This is a genomic window from Frateuria sp. GZRR33 (genome assembly GCF_051900425.1).
Classification (GTDB): Bacteria; Pseudomonadota; Gammaproteobacteria; order Xanthomonadales; family Rhodanobacteraceae; genus Frateuria_A.
In genome coordinates this window covers 372,206-390,336 of sequence record NZ_JBHZGK010000001.1, presented here as the reverse complement: position 1 = coordinate 390,336, position 18,131 = coordinate 372,206, and the positions used below count along the sequence as shown (strand labels likewise).

Genomic DNA, 18,131 nt, shown 5'->3' with positions numbered 1-18,131 from the left:
GGCGGTCCTGGGGTGTCGGAGGCAGCGCTCGATTATGCCTGCACGCGCGAGGCCCCGATGTCGAGCGCCATCGGGGTCGTGCGTACGCCCGCGGGCGAGAACCCTTCCGGGCCGGTGGCGACGAAGCCCAGGTGCTCGTAGACCGGCACCGCGAGGCGGGTGGCGTTGAGGGTGAACCGACGCGTGCCTGCGCGACGCACGGCATCGGCCATCGCACGCCGCCACAGGCGGGTGGCAATGCCGCGACCCTGGTAGCGCGTGCCGACGAAGAACTGCACCAGGTGGCTGTCGTCGCGCATGCCCGCGATACCCACGAGCACCTCGTCCAGCCAGGCCAGGTGGAAACGCTGGCCCTCCCGCATGCGCTCGCGCAGCACCCGCGTGCCCAGTCGCGCCAGCAGGGCCTGGCCGGCCTCGTGCGACTGGTCGGGCAGGATCCAGCGCCGTGCCACCCGGCGGGCGAGCAGACTGATCGCCGGCGCATCGTCGGGGCGTCCCAGGCGCAGGTGCAGGTCGGACATGGCTAGCCCTGTCATCGTCGGGCGACAGTGTGCGTCGCGTCCGAACGGTATGCCACACCCGGCTAGAGCGCCCCACCGAGCCACTGCCAGAGCAGCGCCACCACACCGCTCCCGAGCAGTACCCGCCCCATGCCGATCTTGAAACGCAGCATCGCCAGCATGGCCAGGGCCGCGATCACGGCCGACGGCCACTGCAGCGTTGCCCAGTGGGGGTGCTCCAGCCGCAATCCGCCGAACTGGCGCTCGTCCACGCGACCGAACACGGTGTGCAGGGTGAACCACACCGACAGGTTCAGCACCACGCCCACCACCGCGGCGGTGACCGCCGACAGCGCCGCATGCAGCGCCCGGTTGCTGCGCAGCGCCTCGATGTAGGGAGCGCCCAGGAAGATCCACAGGAAGCACGGCGCAAAGGTCACCCAAGTGGTCAGCACCGACCCGGCCACGCCCGCGGCCAGCGGCGACAGGCCAGCCTGGTGGTAGTAGGCGCCGAGGAAGGCGACGAACTGCACCACCATGATCAACGGCCCGGGCGTGGTCTCGGCCAGCGCCAGCCCGTCGAGCATCTGCCCCGGCGTGATCCAGTGGAAGCCGACCACGGCGCGCTGGGCGATGTAGGCCAGCACGGCATAGGCGCCGCCGAAGGTGACCACCGCGGTCTGGCTGAAGAACAGCCCCTCGCGCGCCAGCACGCTCTGGCGCCCGAACGCGGCGATCACCGCCAGCACCGGCAGCCACCAGATCGCCAGCCAGGCCAGCGCCACCCGCCACGCACGCGCGCCCGAAGGCCGCGTATGCGTCAGCCGCCCCTGCCCCAGCAGGCGGTCGATGAGGTAATCGGACGATGCATCGGCCGCGGCCGACGCCGGCGCCGGAAAGCTGCGCGGCGCCCACCAGCGCCCGAGCAGGCCCCACAGGCCGGAGCCGAGCACAATCAACGGAAACGGTACGCGGAAGAAGTAGATCGCCACGAAGGCCAGCGCAGCGATCGCCACCATCATGCGGTTCTTCAGCGCCTTGCGGCCGATCCGTATGACCGCCTCGACCACCACCGCCAGCACGGCCGCCTTCAGCCCCATGAAGATCGCCAGCACCAGCGGGACCTGGCCGTAGAGCGCGTAGACGATGCTCAGCGCCAGGATGGTGACGAAACCCGGCAGCACGAACAGCACGCCGGCGACCAGGCCGCCGGCGGTCCGATGCAGCATCCAGGCGATGTAGATCGCCAGCTGCGTGGCCTCCGGCCCGGGCAGCAACATGCAGTAATTGAGCGCGTGCAGGAAGCGCGCGTCGCTGATCCACCGCCGCGTATCGACCAGCTCGCGATGCATCAGCGCGATCTGGCCGGCCGGGCCGCCGAAGCTGAGCAGGCCGATCCTGGCCCACACGCGGGTCGCTTCGCGCAGCGAAACCGGCAGGCTGTCGACGTCGCTGGAAGACCGCTCGTTCATCGGCACAGGTCCGGCATGGGTGGGGACACGATCGGTTGGCCAGCGGTCCACCTCGCCCTGGCTCCCCAGCGGACACCGCCTGCGCCGCGGTGCACGACCGCAGTGTTATAAGCGCCGCATCCTACGCTGTGTGAAGCCTGGGAGGACGTTGCCATGCTCACCGAAACCCTTCGTCACCGGCCCCTCGTGGCGGGCCTGGTCCTGGCCCTCCTGATCACCGCGTCGACTGCCTGCGGCCGGGCGAAACCTTACCTGCCGCTCACCACGGTCGCCGATGCGCCGCTGACCGGCCGCACCACGCGCTGGGACTACGCGAGCCTGGACCCGGCCCATCACCTCCTGTTCCTGGCGCATCTGGGCGACGGCGTGGTGACCGTGTTCGATACGCGCCGCCGCAAGGTGGTCGCCGACATTCCCGGCGTCAGCCAGGTGCACGGCGTGCTGGCGATTCCCGGCCTGGATCGTGTCTATGCCTCGGCCACCGGCACGGACGAAGTGGTGGCGATCGACGCGACGGGCCTGAAGATCCTGGCGCGGATACCGACAGGCGATTACCCCGACGGCATGGCGTACGCGCCGCAGGTACACAAGCTCTACGTGTCCAACGAGCACGGTGGCAGCGATACGGTGATCGACGTGCGCAGCAACCGTCGCGTGGGCACCATCGCGCTCGGCGGCGAGGCAGGCAATACACAATACGACCCCGTGTCCGGACACGTGTTCGCCAACGTGCAGACGCGCGCCGAACTGGCCGAGATCGACCCGGCGACCGACAAGGTCGTCGCGCGCATCCGGCTGCCGGGCGCGCGGGGCAACCATGGCCTCTACATCGACGCCCCCGCGCGGCTGGCCTTCGTCGCCTGCGAGGACAACGCCACGCTGCTGGTGCTGGACCTGCGCAGCCGCCGCGTGGTCGCGTCGTTCGCCGTAGGTGAAGGCCCGGACGTGCTTGCCTACGACCCGGGGCCGGATTGGCTGTACGTCGCCAGCGAGTCGGGCGAAGTGGCGCTGTTCGAAGTGAAGGGGCGTCACGTCCGCGCCCTCGGCCGAGGCGTGCTCGGCCCGAACGCGCATGTCGTGGCGGTCGATCCGGCCACGCACCATGCGTATTTCCCGCTGAAGGACCTCGTGGGCAAGCCGGTCCTGCGTATCACCGCGCCGGCTGCCTCCCGGCAGGAGTCAGCGGCGTCCGCGCAGGTGCCGGACGCTGTCCTCCCACGGCGAGGCCTGCGGGTGCAGGCGCAACAGCCAGCAGCCGTGGATGTCGGCGCGGCGGGCGAAGTCGAACGGGATGCTGGCCGCACTCCAGTCCTCGATGGTGAAGCGCTCCTCCAATGCCCCCACGTCGAGCTTGAAGCGCCGGAAGTTGTTGGAGAACACCACCACGCCGTCGCTCGCCAGCCGGTCGGCGCAGGCCAGCAGCAGCGCCGCGTGGTCGCGCTGCACGTCGAAGTCCTCGGCACGCTTGGAATTGGAGAAGGTCGGCGGGTCGACGTAGATCAGCCCGTAGTGGCCGCGGTCCTGGCGCAGGAACGTCGTGGCGTCGGCCTGCACCAGTCGGTGCGCCGCGCCGGTGAAGCCGTTCAGTGCCAGGTTGCGCGAGGCCCACTCCAGGTAAGTGCCTGAAAGGTCCACGCTGGTGGTGTCGCGCGCGCCGCCGGCGGCGGCATACACGCTTGCCGTGGCGGTGTAGGCGAACAGGTTGAGGAAGCGCTTGTCGCGCGCCAGCTCGCGCAGCTTCCCGCGCACCAGCCGGTGGTCGAGGAACAGGCCGGTATCGAGGTAGTCGGTGAGGTTGACCAGGAAGCGCAGGCCGCCCTCCTCCACCTCGTGGAACTCGCCGCGCTGGTCGAAGCGGCCGTACTTGGCGCCGCCCTTGCCGCGCTCGCGGGTCTTCAGCGCAATGCGCTCGCGCGGCACGCCGAAGACGTCCCCGGCCACGCGCACGATCTCGCGCAGGCGCGTGCGGGCGACATCCACCGGGACGTCGGGGGGCGCGCGGTATTCCTGCACGTGCAGCCAGGGCTCGGCATCCGCGCGGCCATAGACGTCGATCGCGGCGGCGTACTCGGGCAGGTCCTGGTCGTAGGCGCGCCAGCAGAAGACGCCTTCGCGCGCGAGCCGCTTGCGCTGGTGGCGCACCGTCTTCTCGAGGCGGTTCTTCAGCATCTGCGCGCCGGGCGATAGCGGCTTGCGCTCGCGCGGTGCGCTGTCCTTCGGGCTCAGGACGAAAGTCAGCAGCACGGTTTCCAGTGCGCCGTTGTAGAGCGCATAGCGCTTGTCCGCGTGCAGGCCGAGCGCGTGGCCGAGTTCCGCATCGCCCGCCAGTACCGCCGCGCGCCAGCCGACGAAGCGTGTGCGCAGTGCATCGCCCAGCGCGCGATAGAGCTGCGGCATCTGCGCGCGGTCGCCCAGGCGCTCGCCATAAGGCGGGTTGGTGATCACCAGGCCGGTCGCCTGGCCGGGCGGCGGCGCGGCGTGCGCCACGTCGTGCTTTTCCAGCGTGAGAAAACCGGCCACGCCGGCTTCCTGGGCGTTGCGCTTGGCCACCTGCACCATGCGTGGATCGGCGTCGGCGCCGATGAAGGCCGCGCGCAGGCCGCGCAGGCCCGCCTCGGCCCGCTCGCTCGCCTCGTCGAGCAGGCCGCGCCACAACGCGATGTCGTGCTGCTTCCAGCCGAGGAACCCGAAGTACTCGCGGCGCAGGCCCGCTGCCACGTCGGCAGCCATCAGCGCGCCTTCGATCAGCAAGGTGCCCGAACCGCACATCGGATCGAGCAGCGCGCCGCCGTCGGCGTAGACCTGCGGCCAGTGCGCGCGCAGCAGCATTGCCGCGGCGAGGTTTTCTTTCAGCGGCGCCTCGCCCTGCTGCTCGCGCCAGCCGCGGCGGTGCAGCGGGGTGCCGGCCAGGTCGAGCGAGAGCGTGGCGCGATCACGCTTCAGGCGCAGGTTCAGGCGGACGTCCGGTTCCTCGGTATCCACGCCCGGGCGCGCGCCTTCGCGCTGGCGGAACTGGTCGACTACCGCGTCCTTCGCGCGCTGGGCGATGAACTGGCTGTGCGTGAGCTTGCTCAGCGCGGTATGCGCATCGACCGCCAGCGTGCCGTGCGGGGCCAGGTGCGCGGACCAGTCGATCGACTGCACGCCCGCGTAGAGCGCCTCGTCGTCGGCGGCATCGAACTCGGCCAGCGGCAGCAGGATGCGGCTGGCCAGTCGCGACCACAGGCAGGCGCGATAGGCGGTCTCCAGCGTGCCGGCGAAGCGCACGCCGGCGAGCGACTCGTGCGCCTCGGCGGCGCCGAGCGCGAGCAGTTCGTCGCGCAGCAGGTATTCCAGGCCCTTGGGGCAGGTGGCGAAGTAGTGGTTCATGCCAGCGCGTCGAGGAAAAGGGCGAACTGCTGTTCGATCACGGGAAGGCTGCCGCTCAGGCGGTGGTCGTCATCGAGCGTCAGCAGCGGCAATCGACGGCGCGCCGCGAACGCGTAGACGCCGTCCACCGCGCAGAGCTCGTCACGCCAACCGTGCACCAGCAGTGTGGGAACGTCATGGCGTACGTCCAGCGCACTGTCGACGCCCGGGATCGCCGGCGGCGTGGCCATCAGGAACAGCCCGGCAACCGGGTGCTGCAGCGAGGCCAACGCCGAGACGAACGCACCCATGCTGGAGCCCACCAGGACCGGCGGCACCTCGCAGGCCGCGATGGCGGCGCCGAGGCGCGCCAGTCTCGGCGCCACCGAACCGGCATGGCCGTGCACGTCGTCCTCGCGATAGTCGGGCCGCCGCGTGCGCCAGCCGCGTGCCTCGGCAAGCGCCGCCAGCGTGCTGACCTTGGTGGCCTCCGGACTGGAATCGGAGCCGTGCGAAAGAAGGATCGTGGCGCGCATCGCTCGGAACTCCGGACCGCCGTGGGACCGCGCATGATAGCCGGTGCCGTGCGAGACTTCCCTTCATGCCCGCGATCACCGACCAGCCGCTGCCCTACGTCGACCGCCTGCCCGAACGGCCCGCCGAGGCGGTGACGCTGGTGGTGATCCACTGTACCGAGCTGCCGGACCTGGCGACCGCGCGGGAGTACGGCGAAAAGGTGCTGTACGAAAGCGGCGCCGGCAACAGCGGGCATTACTACGTCGATCGGAATGGCGCGGTACTGCGTTATGTGCCTGGCACGCGCATCGCGCACCACGTGCGTGGGCGCAATGCCGATTCGATCGGGATCGAGCTGGTCAATCGCGGGCGCTATCCGGACTGGTTTGCTGCGGGCAACCAGACGATGAGCGAGGCTTATCCGCAGGTGCAAATCGAGGCGCTGCAGGAGCTGCTCGCCGAACTGCGCCGGGCGTTTCCCAACCTGCGTGCGATTGCGGGTCATGAGGACCTCGATACCGCGCGCGTGCCGGCTACTGACGATCCGGTCGTGATGGTGCCGCGCAAGCTCGATCCGGGACCACTGTTCCCGTGGGACGTAATCGTTCCGGCGTGTGGTTTGGAGCGGGTTCGGGCCTGACCGGGTTTCCCCGCGAGCCCCGACCCCTCACCCCAACCCTCTCCCCGGAGGGGAAAGGGAGCCGGTTCGCGGCACATCCACACCTTTCGCTTCTGCCTTTCGCTCCTGCTTTCCGCTCTCGCTCTGGCTCCTCTGAAAGGTGCGCGCAGGAAGCGCGCTGCTCTTCCCAAGTCCCCTATGGCGCGGCGGGCGGGTGGCGGATCAGCCGCAGGGTGACCGGCAGGGCGCCGGCCAGTTTTTCGTCGGGGCAGGAAGCCCCGTCGGAAAACCCCGCCGCCCGCACGCGCACCCGAAGGGCGCGCCATCGGGGTGCCCTTCTCTTTGGTTACTTTCTCTTGGGCAAGCAAGAGAAAGTGACTCGGGCGCCGAAGGCGTCCGAAAGCTCTTGCTCTAGCTCTCATCAACCGCCGAGGCGAGCCCCATCCAGGCCGTCTCCCCGGAGGGAAGAGGGAGCAAAGCCCCTATAATCCGTATTCCCTCACGCACCACGGACACCCCATGCGGGAAGAACACGTCAAGGAACTGGTCGACCTGCTCCAGCTCGAGCGACTGGAAGACAACCTGTTCCGCGGCCAGAGCCGCGACATCGGCACCCGCTTCGTGTTCGGCGGCCAGGTACTCGGCCAGGCGCTGTCGGCCGCGCAGCAGACGGTCGATCCCAGGCGCGAGGCCCACTCGCTGCACGCCTACTTCCTGCGCGCCGGCGACATCGACGCACCGATCGTCTACTCGGTCGAGCGCGCCCGCGACGGCGGCAGCTTCTCGGCACGCCGCGTGGTCGCGATCCAGCACGGCCAGCCGATCCTCAACGGCGCGGTGTCCTTCCAGGAACCGGAGAAAGGCTTTGAGCACCAGAGCGCCATGCCCGAAGTGCCGGCGCCCGAAGACCTCGAGCCGATGCGCCACCTGCCTCCGGACGAGCTCGCCAAGCTGCCGGTGAAACTGCAGCGCTGGCTCGGCATCGACGGCCCGTTCGAGTTCCGCCAGGTGTGGCCGCGCGACGAACTGCATCCAGCCAAGCGGCCGCCGATCCAGCACATCTGGTTCCGGCTGACCGCGCCGATCGGCGACTCGCCGGTGTTGCACCGCGCCCTGCTCGCCTACGCGTCGGACTTCCACCTGATCGGCACCGCCACGCTGCCCCACGGCATCTCCTACCTCACCCACAACGTGCAGATGGCCAGCCTCGACCACGCGATGTGGTTCCACCGCCCGTTCCGCGTGGACGAGTGGCTGTTGTACTCGTTCGACAGCCCGACCGCGCAGGGCGGCCGCGGCCTGGCGCGCGGGCAGATCTACAGCCGCGACGGGCGGCTGGTCGCCTCCACCGCGCAGGAAGGCCTGATCCGCCTGCGCAACGGCTAAACTTTCGGCCATGCGTCCCCTCTATACCTCCCCCCGGCAGGAAAACATCGATCGCGTGGTCGCGCTGCTCGCCGAACACGGCATCGAGACGACCATAACCGGACGCTCCAACTGGAATCGCCCGAGCTACCAGCGCTTCAGCTACTCCCAGCGCGACCAGAGCCGCGAGAGCTGGCCCCAGGTGTGGGTCAACCGCGCCGACGACTACACCCAGGCACGCACGCTGATGCGCGGACTGGGCATCGAGCCGATGGTGCGCCACGGCGAGGAACTGGCCGCGGCGCGCAATCCGACGCCGGAGACCCGCCGCGCCGGCGTGGCCACGCGCGTGCGCCGCATCGTGCTGCTGGCGCTCGCCGCGGCCTTCGTGATCCTGATGCTGCGCTACATGGACAAGATCTAGCGCCTCGATCAAGGCGGCTTTCTCGGAAAATTTGCAACCGCTCGCGCGCTCGGTCATAGAATCGGGCTCATGCGCTCCGAACGCGTCCGCCTGTTCCAGACCCTGCCGCACGCCTGTGGCTACTACGCCGAACGCACGGCGCAGAACCTGGTGATCGATCCGGCCGCGCCGCGGCTGGACCAGCTCTACGGCCCGGCGCTGGAGCGCGGCTTCCGTCGTGCGGGCGGTCACCTGTACTACCCCAATTGCCCGCAGTGCCGCGCCTGCACGCCGTGCCGCATCGACGTGGAACACTTCGTGCCCGATCGCGGGCAGCGGCGCTGCCTCAAGCGCAATGCGGATCTCACCGTGGTCGAGTGCATGGCCGGCTACAACGCCGAGCGCCACGCGTTGTACGAGCGCTACCTGCGCACCCGCCACGCCGGCGGCGGCATGGACGAGGCCGACGCCAGCGACTTCCGCCGCTTCCTCACCGCGCCGTGGAGCCCCACGCTGTTCCTGGAATTCCGCCTGGGCGAACGGCTGCTGGCGGTGGCGGTCACCGACGTGTGCATCAACGGCCTGTCGGCGGTCTACACGTTCTTCGATCCGGGCGAGAGCGCGCGCAGCCTGGGCACCTACGCGATCCTGCAGCAGGTGCAACTGGCGCGCCGCCGCGGCCTGCCGTGGCTGTACCTGGGCTTCTGGATCGAAGGCCACGAGAAGATGGACTACAAGCGGCGCTTCCATCCGCTGCAGGTGCGCACGCGCGAAGGCTGGTTCCCGCTCGACGCAGGCCAGTCACGGATTCGCTGACGCGCCCAAAAGCGCCCCCATCCGCCTGTCGGCACCTTCCCCGCCTTGCGGGGGAAGGCTTCGGTAACGCGCCCCAACGTGATCCTTCCCCGTTCATGGGGGAAGGTGCCCGAAGGGCGGATGGGGGACGCCTTGCCCCGAACCGCCCACGCGCTAGATCGAGGGCCCCTGCCCGACCATCCGCGACGAGCCGGCTTCCGGATACGGAAACAGCTTGATCAACGGCACCGACAGTCCGTCGTCGCCCACCACACGGCAGTGCGTGCGATCGAGCTGGCGCGGATCGTCCACGCCGCAGCTGTGCGCAATGATGCCGACCTCGTACATCAGGTTGCGCGCGTAGTGGTAGACCTTCTCGCTCTTGTCGTTGACCACCAGCCCGCGCTGCAGCTTCGGGTTCTGCGTGGTGATGCCGGTCGGGCAGGTATTGCGGTTGCATTGCAGTGACTGGATGCAACCGAGCGCCAGCATGAAGCCGCGCGCCGAGTTGACGAAATCCGCACCCATCGACAGCGCCCATGCCACGTCGTAGGCGGTGATGCGCTTGCCCGAGCAGATCACCTTGATGCGCTCGCGCAGGCCCTTGGCGATCAGCGTGTTGACCAGCGCCGGCAAGGCCTCGTGCAGCGGCAGGCCCATGCCTTCCATCAGCGTCTGCGGCGCCGCGCCGGTGCCGCCTTCGGAGCCGTCGACGATGATGAAGTCCGGCGCGCTTTCGATGCCGCGCTTCCATACCTCGTCGCAAAGCTGCGCGATCCACTCCGGGTCGCCCAGCACGGCCTTGAAGCCGGTCGGCTTGCCGCCGACCTCGCGTACGTGCGCGATGGCGTCCAGCAACTGCGGCACGTCGGCGATGTCGAGGTGGCGGTTGGGGCTCTGCGAATCCACCCCCACCGGGATGCCGCGGATCGCGGCGATCTCGGGCGTCACTTTCACGCCCGGCAGCAGGCCGCCCATGCCGGGCTTGGCGCCCTGGCCGAGCTTGATGCTGACCATCTTCACCTGCTTGTGCGCGCAGATCGCGCGCAGGCGCCCGTCGTCGAGCTGGCCGTCGGCCGTGCGCACGCCGTACTTGGCGGTGCCGATTTCGAACACCAGGTCGCAACCGCCCTCCAGGTGGTAGGGGGCAAGCCCGCCCTCGCCGGTATCCAGCCAGATGCCGGCCTTGGCCGCGCCGTGCGAGAGCGCTCGCACCGCCGGTGCCGAGAGCGCGCCGTAGCTCATCGCGGAGATGTTGAAGAACGCGGCGTGGTCGTAGGGCTCGCGCGCGTACGGGCCGATCCGCACCGGCTTCGGATCGACGTGGTGGCCTTCCAGCCGCGGGAACGGCGCGTTGACGAAGAACGGCACGCCTTCGGCTGAGAGATCACGCGTGGTGCCGAAGCCGATGGTGGTGTCGGCATTCTTCGCCGCGCGGTAGACCCACACGCGCTGGGCGCGGTTGAACGGCAGCTCCTCGCGGTCGCTGGCGAACAGGTACTGGCGGAAAAACTCGCCCAGGCGCAGGAAACCGTAGCGGAAGTGGCCGATGACCGGGAAGTTGCGCAGCACCGCGTTGCCGGTCTGGTAGCGGTCGGCGACCCAGACCGCCAGTACGACCACTACCGCCACTGCCAGCATCAGTACGAAGAACGCCGCCAGCGTTTCGACCAGCACGATCAGCCAGTGCGCGAAGCCGTCCGATGCCATGGGTTTCCTCCGTTCCGGTGAAGCGAAGAGCCTAGCCTATCGCGCGGACAGGCTCCCTCTCCCCCGGGGAGAAGGTTGGGGTGAGGGGCCGGGGCTCGCCGGGAAGCACAGTGGAGAAGGCGCCCTCCAGAAAAGGCTTGCCCGGGATTTCCCGCAAGCCTTATCCCCTCACCCCAGCCCTCTCCCCGAAGGGGAGAGGGAGCGGCATCCGACACGCTTGATCACAGCTCGACCTTCAGGCACGCCGCCGCGCGCACCGCCTTGGCGCGCGCGGCCTCGACGTCGACGTCCCGCGCGAGCGTCACCGCCATGCGCCGGCGCCCCTTCACCTCCGGCTTGCCGAAGATGCGCAACTGCGTGTCCGGCTCGGCCAGCGCTTCGGCCACGCCGTGATAGCGCGGATGGCGGCCCTCGCCCTCGACCAGCACCGCGCACGAGGCCGACGGCCCCCATTGGCGGATCACCGGGATCGGAAGACCGAGAATGGCCCGTGCGTGCAACGCGAACTCCGACAGTTCCTGCGACACCAGCGTCACCAGTCCGGTGTCGTGCGGACGCGGACTGACCTCAGAGAAGATCACGCGGTCGCCCCTGACGAAGAACTCCACGCCGAACACGCCCCAGCCGCCCAGCGCCCGGGTGATCGCCGCCGCCTGGCGCTGCGCCTCCGCCAGCGCCGCCTCGCTCATCGGCTGCGGCTGCCACGATTCGCGGTAGTCGCCATGCTCCTGGCGGTGGCCGATCGGCAGGCAGAAGCTGGTGCCGTCGACGTGGCGCACGGTGAGCAGCGTGATCTCGTAGTCGAAATCCACGAAGCCCTCGACGATCACCCGCCCCTGCCCGGCGCGCCCGCCGGACTGCGCGTAATCCCAGGCCTCCTCCAGTTCGGCGGCAGCGCGCACCGTGCTCTGTCCCTTGCCCGACGAACTCATCACCGGCTTGACCACGAACGGGTAACCGATCGTCTCGGCCGCCGCGAGGTACTCCGCCAGCGTGTCGCAGAAGCGGTAGGGCGAGGTCGGCAGGCCGAGCTCCTCGGCGGCGAGACGGCGGATGCCTTCGCGGTCCATCGTCAGCCAGGCAGCGCGTGCGGTCGGGATCACACGCAGGCCCTCCTTCTCCAGCTCGACCAGCGTCGGTGTGTGGATGGCCTCGATCTCGGGGACCACCAGATCCGGCTTCTCGTGCGCGATCAGCGCACGCAGCGCCGCGCCATCGAGCATGTCGATGACGTGGCTGCGGTGCGCCACCTGCATCGCGGGCGCATCGGCATAGCGGTCGACCGCGATGACCTCGACGCCGAAGCGCTGCAGTTCGATCGCCACTTCCTTGCCCAGCTCACCCGAACCGAGCAGCAGGACGCGCACGGCGTGATCGGAAAGCGGCGTGCCGAAAGGCTTCATGGAAAGCTCCCTGGAAGATTGGCGCGCATTGTAGGGCTACGCTGCACTGCGCATTGACGCCAGCTCGGCCAACGGTTCCACTGGGAGCGTCATCCATCCCCGGGAATGACCATGCGACGCGTTCTGCTCAGCTTGGTGCCTGCGATCTGGCTGGGCATCTGTAGTTCCGCGCAAGCGGCCGTACCGGTGCAGACCGAGTGGATGACCGTCCTGCTCGGCGGCCGCAAGGTCGGCCACGTCCAGATCGACCGCGTGCGCGACGGCGACATCCTCACCACCACGCAGACGCTGTCGCTGGACCTGAGCCGCTCCGGCAAGCCCATGCATCTGGGCAACATGAGCCAGAGCGTCGAAGGGCCGGAGGGCGAACCCCTGGGCTTCGCCTCGCGCACGCGGATGTCGTCGATGGACAGCACGGTCGAAGCCGTCCCCGAAGACACCGGACGCTACCGCGTCACCACCACGGTGGGCGGCCAGACCACCATCACCTCGATGAATTGGCCAGGCGATGCCCTGCTTGCCGAAGGCCAGCGCCTGGCCACCGTCGCCGCCGGGCGCGCGCCGGGCACCCACTACCAGTTGCACGAGTTCGACCCCTCCAGCCAGCAGGTCGTGCACGTACGGGTAGATGTGCTGGGCGAGGAGACCGTGGCCCTGCCCGACGGTCCCGTGCGCCTGAGTCACCAGCGCCAGACGCTCTCACTGGCGCGTGGGCGCCAGACGCTCGATCTGTGGGTCGACGGCGAGGGGATCGCCCGCAAGGGTCTGATGAGCCTGCTCGGCCAACCCATGGAAATGCTCGCCTGCGACCGCGCCTGCGCGCTGGCGCCCAACCAGCCGGTGGACATGCTGCGTGCGGCCACGGTCGATTCGCCGCGCTGGCTTCCCGCTTACGTTCGCGCCGTGCCGATGCGCTACCGCATCCGCATCAGCGGCAACATCGGCCAGCCCTTCATCACCACCGACGAGCAACAGGTCACCCCGCTGGGTGGCACCGACTGGATGCTGGACGTGGGCACCTCCCACGCCGGCCGGCAGGCGCCGCCACGGCCGACCGACACGCAGCCCAACGCTTGGCTGCAGTCCGACGCGCCGGCGATCCGGCGCCTGGCCACGCAGGCGGTGGGCGGCGCGCACGACGACCTGCAGCGCATGCGCCGGCTGCGCCAGTTCGTCAGCAACTACATCACCGGCCATGGTCTGGACGTCGGCTATGCCTCGGCGCTGGAAGTGGTGAACAGCCGCGAAGGCGATTGCACCGAATACGCCGTGTTGCTGGCGGCGATGGCACGGGCGCAGGGCATACCTGCCCGGGTGGTCACGGGCATGGTGTACGCCGACCGGTTTGCGGGCGCCTCGCAGTTGTTCATCCCGCACGAATGGGTCCAGGCCTGGGTGCATGGACGATGGCAGAGCTTCGACGCCGCGCTGCGGCATTTCGACAGCACGCACCTGGCGCTGGCCAGCGGCGACGGCGACCCCTGGCATTTCGCCGCCACGACCCAGCTGTTCGGCAATTTGCACATCCGCCAGGCCGTGCCCGGGGCCGACCTCAGCCTGCCCGCCGGCGGTGGTTCGTCGGGACCGGGCGGAGGCCCGGGCGGCAGTGCCGGCGGCAGCTCGGGCGGCAGCGGGGCGGGACCGGGCCACTGACAGCACTTGCAAGGTGATATGTTTTTGATATCTACTCCCTACACCTTAGGGAGGTAGCGTCATGAACGAACGCAAGGGTTTTTCGATCGCCGGCATTCCTTTCATCGGGGTCTGCCTGGTGTTGGCGGCCATCGGCGTCGTGCTGCTGGTGAGCGCCGATGGGGCGCAACCGGCGCCGCACGTGATCCCCGGCATGTTGCTGCTGGCATTTACCGGGTTCCTGCTGAAGGGGTTTTTCCAGGTTGCGCCCAACGAGGCGCAGGTGATGCAGCTGTTCGGCCGCTACGCCGGCAGCGTGCGCGAGGAAGGCCTGCGCTGGACCAACCCGTTCTATGCCAAGCGCCGGCTTTCGCTGCGCGTGCGCAACTTCGAAAGCGGCAAGCTCAAGGTCAACGACAACGACGGCAACCCCATCGAGATCGCCGCGGTGGTGGTCTGGCAGGTGATCGACACCGCCGAAGCCGTGTTCCGCGTCGAGGACTACGAGAATTTCGTGCACATCCAGAGCGAGTCCGCGCTGCGCCAGATGGCGCAGAGCTACCCCTACGACGCCCACGAGGACGGCCAGCCCTCGCTGCGCAGCCACGGCGAGGTGATCAACAACCACCTGCGCGACGAAATCCAGGCGCGGCTGGAACAGGCCGGCGTGCAGGTGATCGAGGCGCGCATCAGCCACCTGGCCTACGCGCAGGAAATCGCCCAGGCGATGCTGCAGCGCCAGCAGGCCGGCGCGATCATCGCCGCCCGCACCCGTATCGTCGAAGGCGCGGTGAGCATGGTCGAGATGGCACTGGACCAGTTGAGCCGCCGTGGCGTGGTCGAGCTGGACGAAGAGCGCAAGGCGGCCATGGTCAGCAACCTGCTGGTGGTGCTCTGCGGCGAGCGTGGCACTCAGGCGGTGGTCAACACCGGCACGCTGTACGGCTGAGGGAGAACATGCGATGAGCTACGCCATTCCTGTCATCGTCGTGATCCTGATCATCGCCGTGGCGGTCGCCGCGCGGCGCAAGCGCGACTGAGTCGATGCCGGCGCAGAAGAAAGCCTATCCGCTGCGGATCAGCGCAAGCGTGCTCGAAGCCATGCAGCGCTGGTCCGACGACGAATTGCGCAGCGTCAATGCGCAGATCGAGTACGTGCTGCGCGATGCGCTGCGCAAGTCGGGCCGGTTGAAGGCCGGCACCAGCAAGCCGGTGACGGACGACGAATCGGACACGGATACCCGTTGAACGCGCATCCCCTGTAGGAGCGCACTTGGGCGCGACCGCGAACGTCACGGTCGCGCCCGAGGGCGCTCCTACAGGAAACTCTCAGCGCGCTGCCTGCACCAACGGCTGCGGTCGCAGTTCCGGTAGCCGCACCCGCTTTGCTCCGTCGCTGCCAAGCACCACCAGCCAATGCCCTTCGAGCACCATCCGGTCGACATCGGCAAGACCGGAACGCCGGTCCAGCACCCTCAGCGGACGTCCGTCGCGTGCGTCGTAGGCCTGGATACGGTCGTGCTGGCGATCGGCGACGAGCAGCCAATCGTGGTTGCCATCGGTCCAGCGCACCAGTTGTTTGGGCGGCGCCTCGCTCGAAGGCGGCATCGCAACACCGGTGAGCGTCGCCGCTGCCAGGAACGTGGCAGCGAACCCTGCGCGACCATCGAGTCGACGCAGCGATTGCCTTAGGGAGAGAGGTTGGCGCATGCCCGCAGCTTCGCGCCGGGGCATGACGCGGTTATGACGCGGCCTTGTCCGTGCGATGAAAGGCCAGTCCCAGCGCGATCCACCCGGCGATGAAGGCAAGCCCGCCCAGCGGCGTGATCGCGCCGTACCAGCGCGGCGCGCCCAACGCCAGCGCGTAAAGGCTGCCGCAGAACAGCACGATGCCGACGGCGAAGGCGGCCAGCGCACAGCGACGCGCCTTGCCCGCCGGCGCCAGGCAGGCAATCGCCAGCGCCAGTGCATGCCAGAAGTGGTACTGCGAGGCGGTATGCCAGAGCTCGCGTTCGCCGGCACCGAGCACGCCGCGCAGCGCGTGCGCGCCGAACGCGCCCAGCAGCACCGCGCTGGCGCCGGCCACGCCGACCAGCCAGGGCATCGCACGCGTCAAGGCGGGGACAGGTTGTCGCATGGGTTCCTCGTCGGCGGCGCCGGCAAGGCCGCGTGGCGTATGCTGGCAGGATGCATTGCCCGGATTCTTGCATGAAGCCCTTGCGCCTGGCCCGCCTCGTCCTGCTGCTGGGCGCCGCCCTGTTGCTGGCCGCCTGCCACCGCGAGGAGGCCCTGCCCTGGCGGCTGACCAACATCAGCGGGCACATGCCCGACCTCGCCTTCCAGCTCACCGACGACAACGGCAAGCCGGTCACGGGCGAGGACTACCGCGGCAAGGTGGTGCTGCTTTATTTCGGCTACACGCACTGCCCGGACGTCTGTCCGCTCACGCTGGCGCACCTGCACGCCGTGCTGCAGCGGGTGGGTCCCAAGGCGGACGGCGCGCGCATCCTGTTCGTCAGCGTCGACCCCGCGCGCGACACGCCGGCGATCATGCACGCCTACGTCAATGCCTTCGACAAGCGCGCGGTCGGCCTGACCGGCACACCACGGGCGTTGGAAGCACTGAGCAAGCGCTATCGCTCCGCGTTCACCCGCGAGCCGTCCCAGGCGAACGGCCAGTACGAGGTCAGCCACAGCTCGGCGATCTACCTGTTCGACCGCCAGGGACGGGCGCGCCTGCTCGCCACGCCGGCCGCCTCGCAGGACGACCTCGTCCACGACCTTTACCTGCTGCTGGAAACCGGAACATGACCCTTCGCTACCTGCCGCTGCTGCTCGCCGGGCTGCTCGGCGCCAGTGCCGCCCATGCAGGCCAGGCCGATCAGGTGCATGCCGGCCATGCCTGGATCCGCGTGATGCCCGCCAGCCTGCCCGCCGGCGGCTACGTGACCCTGCGCAACGATGGCGATCAGCCGGCCGTGCTCGATGGCGCCAGCAGCGCGGCCTACGGCAGCGTGATGCTCCACGAGAGCTCCACCGATACGGGCATGGGGCGCATGCGCATGGTCGACCGGCTCACCGTGCCGGCGCACGGCGAGGTCGCGCTCGCGCCGGGTGGCTACCACTTCATGTTGATGGACGCGGTCAAGCCGGTGCAGCCGGGCCAGACGGTGCAGATCACGCTGCACTTCGCCGACGGCAGCACGCTGGCCACCGGGTTCCTCGCCAAGCCGGCAAACGCGCTGTAGTCCCGTCCAGGGTGGGCTTCGACCCACCTCCGATGTGCGGCGAGAGGCGGCGGGCCGCCGCCTATGTGCGTGCCGGACGCGGCGGCGCGCGGTGCTCTCGCCGGATGCGCCCGCGCCGCGACAGCGCCAGCCACTGGCGCAGGGCCAGCAAGGCGCCCACCGATTCGATCATGGCCGCCGGCACCCAGGTGATCACGCCGCCGACCATCTGGCCGGTCAACACGTTGAACGTGAACGCGCGTCCGCAGATTTCGAAGATCGGATACAGATCGGTCTTGGAAAACGTGATGATCGCGCCCGCCAGGATCTGCGGCGACATCGTGATCGCCGGCGACAGCACCCGCAGCCCCGGGATCATCCGCCCCGGCGGACGGGGCCGGTGGTCCAGCACCAGCGCCCAGTAGATGAAGCCGCTGCCGAGCATCGTCCAGTTCATGAAGCGGTAGATGCGCCAGTCCAGCATCGCCAGCGTCTGCATCGCCGGGATCAGCCAGATCAGGATGAAGGCGATGAACAGGAACGTCGCCAGCGCCGGGTTGAACAGTACCGCGCTCACCGCGCGCCATGGCGCCGACTGCTGCACCGGGCGCAGCACCCGCGCGCGCCACTCCAGCGGCAGGCCCGCGCGCAGCACCGACCCCGGGTAGGAGGCGACCACCAGCAACGGCGCGAGATGATGCAGCAGCACCTGCTGGATGCGGTGCATGAAGAACTCGTGCTCCGCGTAGTAATCCAGGTAGGTGTGCAGCGACAGGTAGATGATCGCCATGCCGCTCCAGAACGACAGGCGCCGGGCCAGGCTCACGCCGAGCGCGCGCGAGCCACGCCAGTACAGCACCGCGGCCACGAGGAAGCTCGCGAGGAACACCCACGAGAACTCCCACGGCACGATCCATTTGAGCAACAGCGCCATTACCGGCCCGCGCAACCACCAGCCTGCAAGGATAGACCCCACGGCAAGGCGCCGGGGCGCTTGCGGCAGATTGCCGCTTTGGCGGACGTCAGAGTCACAGGTGGAAGCTCGAGGCGGGCCCCGGCCCCTCACCCCAACCCTCTCCCCGGAGGGGCGAGGGAGCCGGTTCACCGCAAAGTCCATGCTTTCGCTCCGGCCTTTCGCTCC

The 18,131-nt window shown here is 69.2% G+C and carries 18 protein-coding genes; 9 read left to right on the top strand and 9 right to left on the bottom strand.

Going from position 1 to position 18,131, the window contains the following annotated elements; genetic code table 11:
• Window positions 1-32 precede the first annotated feature (32 nt).
• The 4 genes from ACFWZU_RS01765 to ACFWZU_RS01750 form a co-directional block, all read right to left on the bottom strand.
• Window positions 33-521 (bottom strand): GNAT family N-acetyltransferase, encoded by a 489-nt coding sequence (locus tag ACFWZU_RS01765; RefSeq protein ID WP_439699687.1) that lies wholly within the window; start codon window positions 519-521, stop codon window positions 33-35.
• Window positions 522-583: 62 nt separating this feature from the next.
• A complete protein-coding gene (gene chrA, locus ACFWZU_RS01760) occupies window positions 584-1,972 on the bottom strand; it encodes a chromate efflux transporter (protein WP_439699686.1) in 1,389 nt (462 codons plus the stop codon).
• Window positions 1,973-3,151: 1,179 nt separating this feature from the next.
• Window positions 3,152-5,341 (bottom strand): bifunctional 23S rRNA (guanine(2069)-N(7))-methyltransferase RlmK/23S rRNA (guanine(2445)-N(2))-methyltransferase RlmL, encoded by a 2,190-nt coding sequence (gene rlmKL / locus ACFWZU_RS01755; RefSeq protein WP_439699685.1) that lies wholly within the window; start codon window positions 5,339-5,341, stop codon window positions 3,152-3,154.
• On the bottom strand, window positions 5,338-5,856 hold the full coding sequence (locus ACFWZU_RS01750; RefSeq protein WP_439699684.1) for an alpha/beta hydrolase: 519 nt from the start codon (window positions 5,854-5,856) through the stop codon (window positions 5,338-5,340). The genes rlmKL and ACFWZU_RS01750 overlap by 4 nt, the downstream gene beginning before the upstream one ends.
• A 65-nt stretch (window positions 5,857-5,921) precedes the next feature.
• On the opposite strand from ACFWZU_RS01750, the gene ACFWZU_RS01745 reads away from it, so the two are divergent.
• From ACFWZU_RS01745 to ACFWZU_RS01730, 4 genes are all read left to right on the top strand, one after another.
• On the top strand, window positions 5,922-6,476 hold the full coding sequence (locus tag ACFWZU_RS01745) for an N-acetylmuramoyl-L-alanine amidase (protein WP_439699683.1): 555 nt from the start codon (window positions 5,922-5,924) through the stop codon (window positions 6,474-6,476).
• 498 nt (window positions 6,477-6,974) lie between these two features.
• Window positions 6,975-7,841: an acyl-CoA thioesterase II gene (gene tesB / locus ACFWZU_RS01740; RefSeq protein ID WP_439699682.1), complete on the top strand. Its 867-nt coding sequence runs from the start codon at window positions 6,975-6,977 to the stop codon at window positions 7,839-7,841.
• Window positions 7,842-7,851: 10 nt separating this feature from the next.
• The gene (locus ACFWZU_RS01735) at window positions 7,852-8,244 is read left to right on the top strand and encodes a hypothetical protein (protein WP_439699681.1); all 393 of its coding nucleotides are present in this window, start codon (window positions 7,852-7,854) and stop codon (window positions 8,242-8,244) included.
• A gap of 69 nt (window positions 8,245-8,313) precedes the next feature.
• A complete protein-coding gene (locus ACFWZU_RS01730; RefSeq protein ID WP_439699680.1) occupies window positions 8,314-9,039 on the top strand; it encodes an arginyltransferase in 726 nt (241 codons plus the stop codon).
• A gap of 153 nt (window positions 9,040-9,192) precedes the next feature.
• On the opposite strand, the gene ACFWZU_RS01725 is transcribed toward ACFWZU_RS01730, so the two are convergent.
• The gene (locus ACFWZU_RS01725) at window positions 9,193-10,728 is read right to left on the bottom strand and encodes an FMN-binding glutamate synthase family protein (protein WP_439699679.1); all 1,536 of its coding nucleotides are present in this window, start codon (window positions 10,726-10,728) and stop codon (window positions 9,193-9,195) included.
• Window positions 10,729-10,949: 221 nt separating this feature from the next.
• Window positions 10,950-12,131 (bottom strand): formate-dependent phosphoribosylglycinamide formyltransferase, encoded by a 1,182-nt coding sequence (gene purT / locus ACFWZU_RS01720; protein WP_439699678.1) that lies wholly within the window; start codon window positions 12,129-12,131, stop codon window positions 10,950-10,952.
• Between the two features lie 111 nt (window positions 12,132-12,242).
• Between purT and ACFWZU_RS01715 the strand changes: the two genes are divergently transcribed.
• The 3 genes from ACFWZU_RS01715 (at window position 12,243) to ACFWZU_RS01705 (ending at window position 15,011) form a co-directional block, all read left to right on the top strand.
• The gene (locus tag ACFWZU_RS01715; RefSeq protein ID WP_439699677.1) at window positions 12,243-13,784 is read left to right on the top strand and encodes a transglutaminase-like domain-containing protein; all 1,542 of its coding nucleotides are present in this window, start codon (window positions 12,243-12,245) and stop codon (window positions 13,782-13,784) included.
• Window positions 13,785-13,845: 61 nt separating this feature from the next.
• Window positions 13,846-14,712, top strand: coding sequence for an SPFH domain-containing protein (locus ACFWZU_RS01710; protein ID WP_439699676.1), 867 nt, complete (start codon window positions 13,846-13,848; stop codon window positions 14,710-14,712).
• A gap of 95 nt (window positions 14,713-14,807) precedes the next feature.
• Window positions 14,808-15,011: an Arc family DNA binding domain-containing protein gene (locus tag ACFWZU_RS01705; protein WP_439699675.1), complete on the top strand. Its 204-nt coding sequence runs from the start codon at window positions 14,808-14,810 to the stop codon at window positions 15,009-15,011.
• Window positions 15,012-15,092: 81 nt separating this feature from the next.
• Here the strand turns inward: ACFWZU_RS01705 and ACFWZU_RS01700 are convergent, their stop codons facing one another.
• Entirely contained in the window at window positions 15,093-15,473 is a 381-nt protein-coding gene (locus ACFWZU_RS01700; RefSeq protein ID WP_439699674.1) for a hypothetical protein, read from the bottom strand.
• 31 nt (window positions 15,474-15,504) lie between these two features.
• Entirely contained in the window at window positions 15,505-15,900 is a 396-nt protein-coding gene (locus ACFWZU_RS01695; protein WP_439699673.1) for a DUF423 domain-containing protein, read from the bottom strand.
• Between the two features lie 71 nt (window positions 15,901-15,971).
• On the opposite strand from ACFWZU_RS01695, the gene ACFWZU_RS01690 reads away from it, so the two are divergent.
• Together ACFWZU_RS01690 and ACFWZU_RS01685 are read left to right on the top strand one after the other, a co-directional pair.
• A complete protein-coding gene (locus tag ACFWZU_RS01690; RefSeq protein WP_439699672.1) occupies window positions 15,972-16,574 on the top strand; it encodes an SCO family protein in 603 nt (200 codons plus the stop codon).
• The gene (locus ACFWZU_RS01685) at window positions 16,571-17,011 is read left to right on the top strand and encodes a copper chaperone PCu(A)C (protein WP_439699671.1); all 441 of its coding nucleotides are present in this window, start codon (window positions 16,571-16,573) and stop codon (window positions 17,009-17,011) included. Before ACFWZU_RS01690 ends, ACFWZU_RS01685 begins: the two co-directional genes overlap by 4 nt.
• Window positions 17,012-17,072: 61 nt before the next feature.
• On the opposite strand, the gene ACFWZU_RS01680 is transcribed toward ACFWZU_RS01685, so the two are convergent.
• Window positions 17,073-17,924, bottom strand: coding sequence for a cytochrome c oxidase assembly protein (locus ACFWZU_RS01680; protein WP_439699812.1), 852 nt, complete (start codon window positions 17,922-17,924; stop codon window positions 17,073-17,075).
• Window positions 17,925-18,131: the final 207 nt, after the last annotated feature.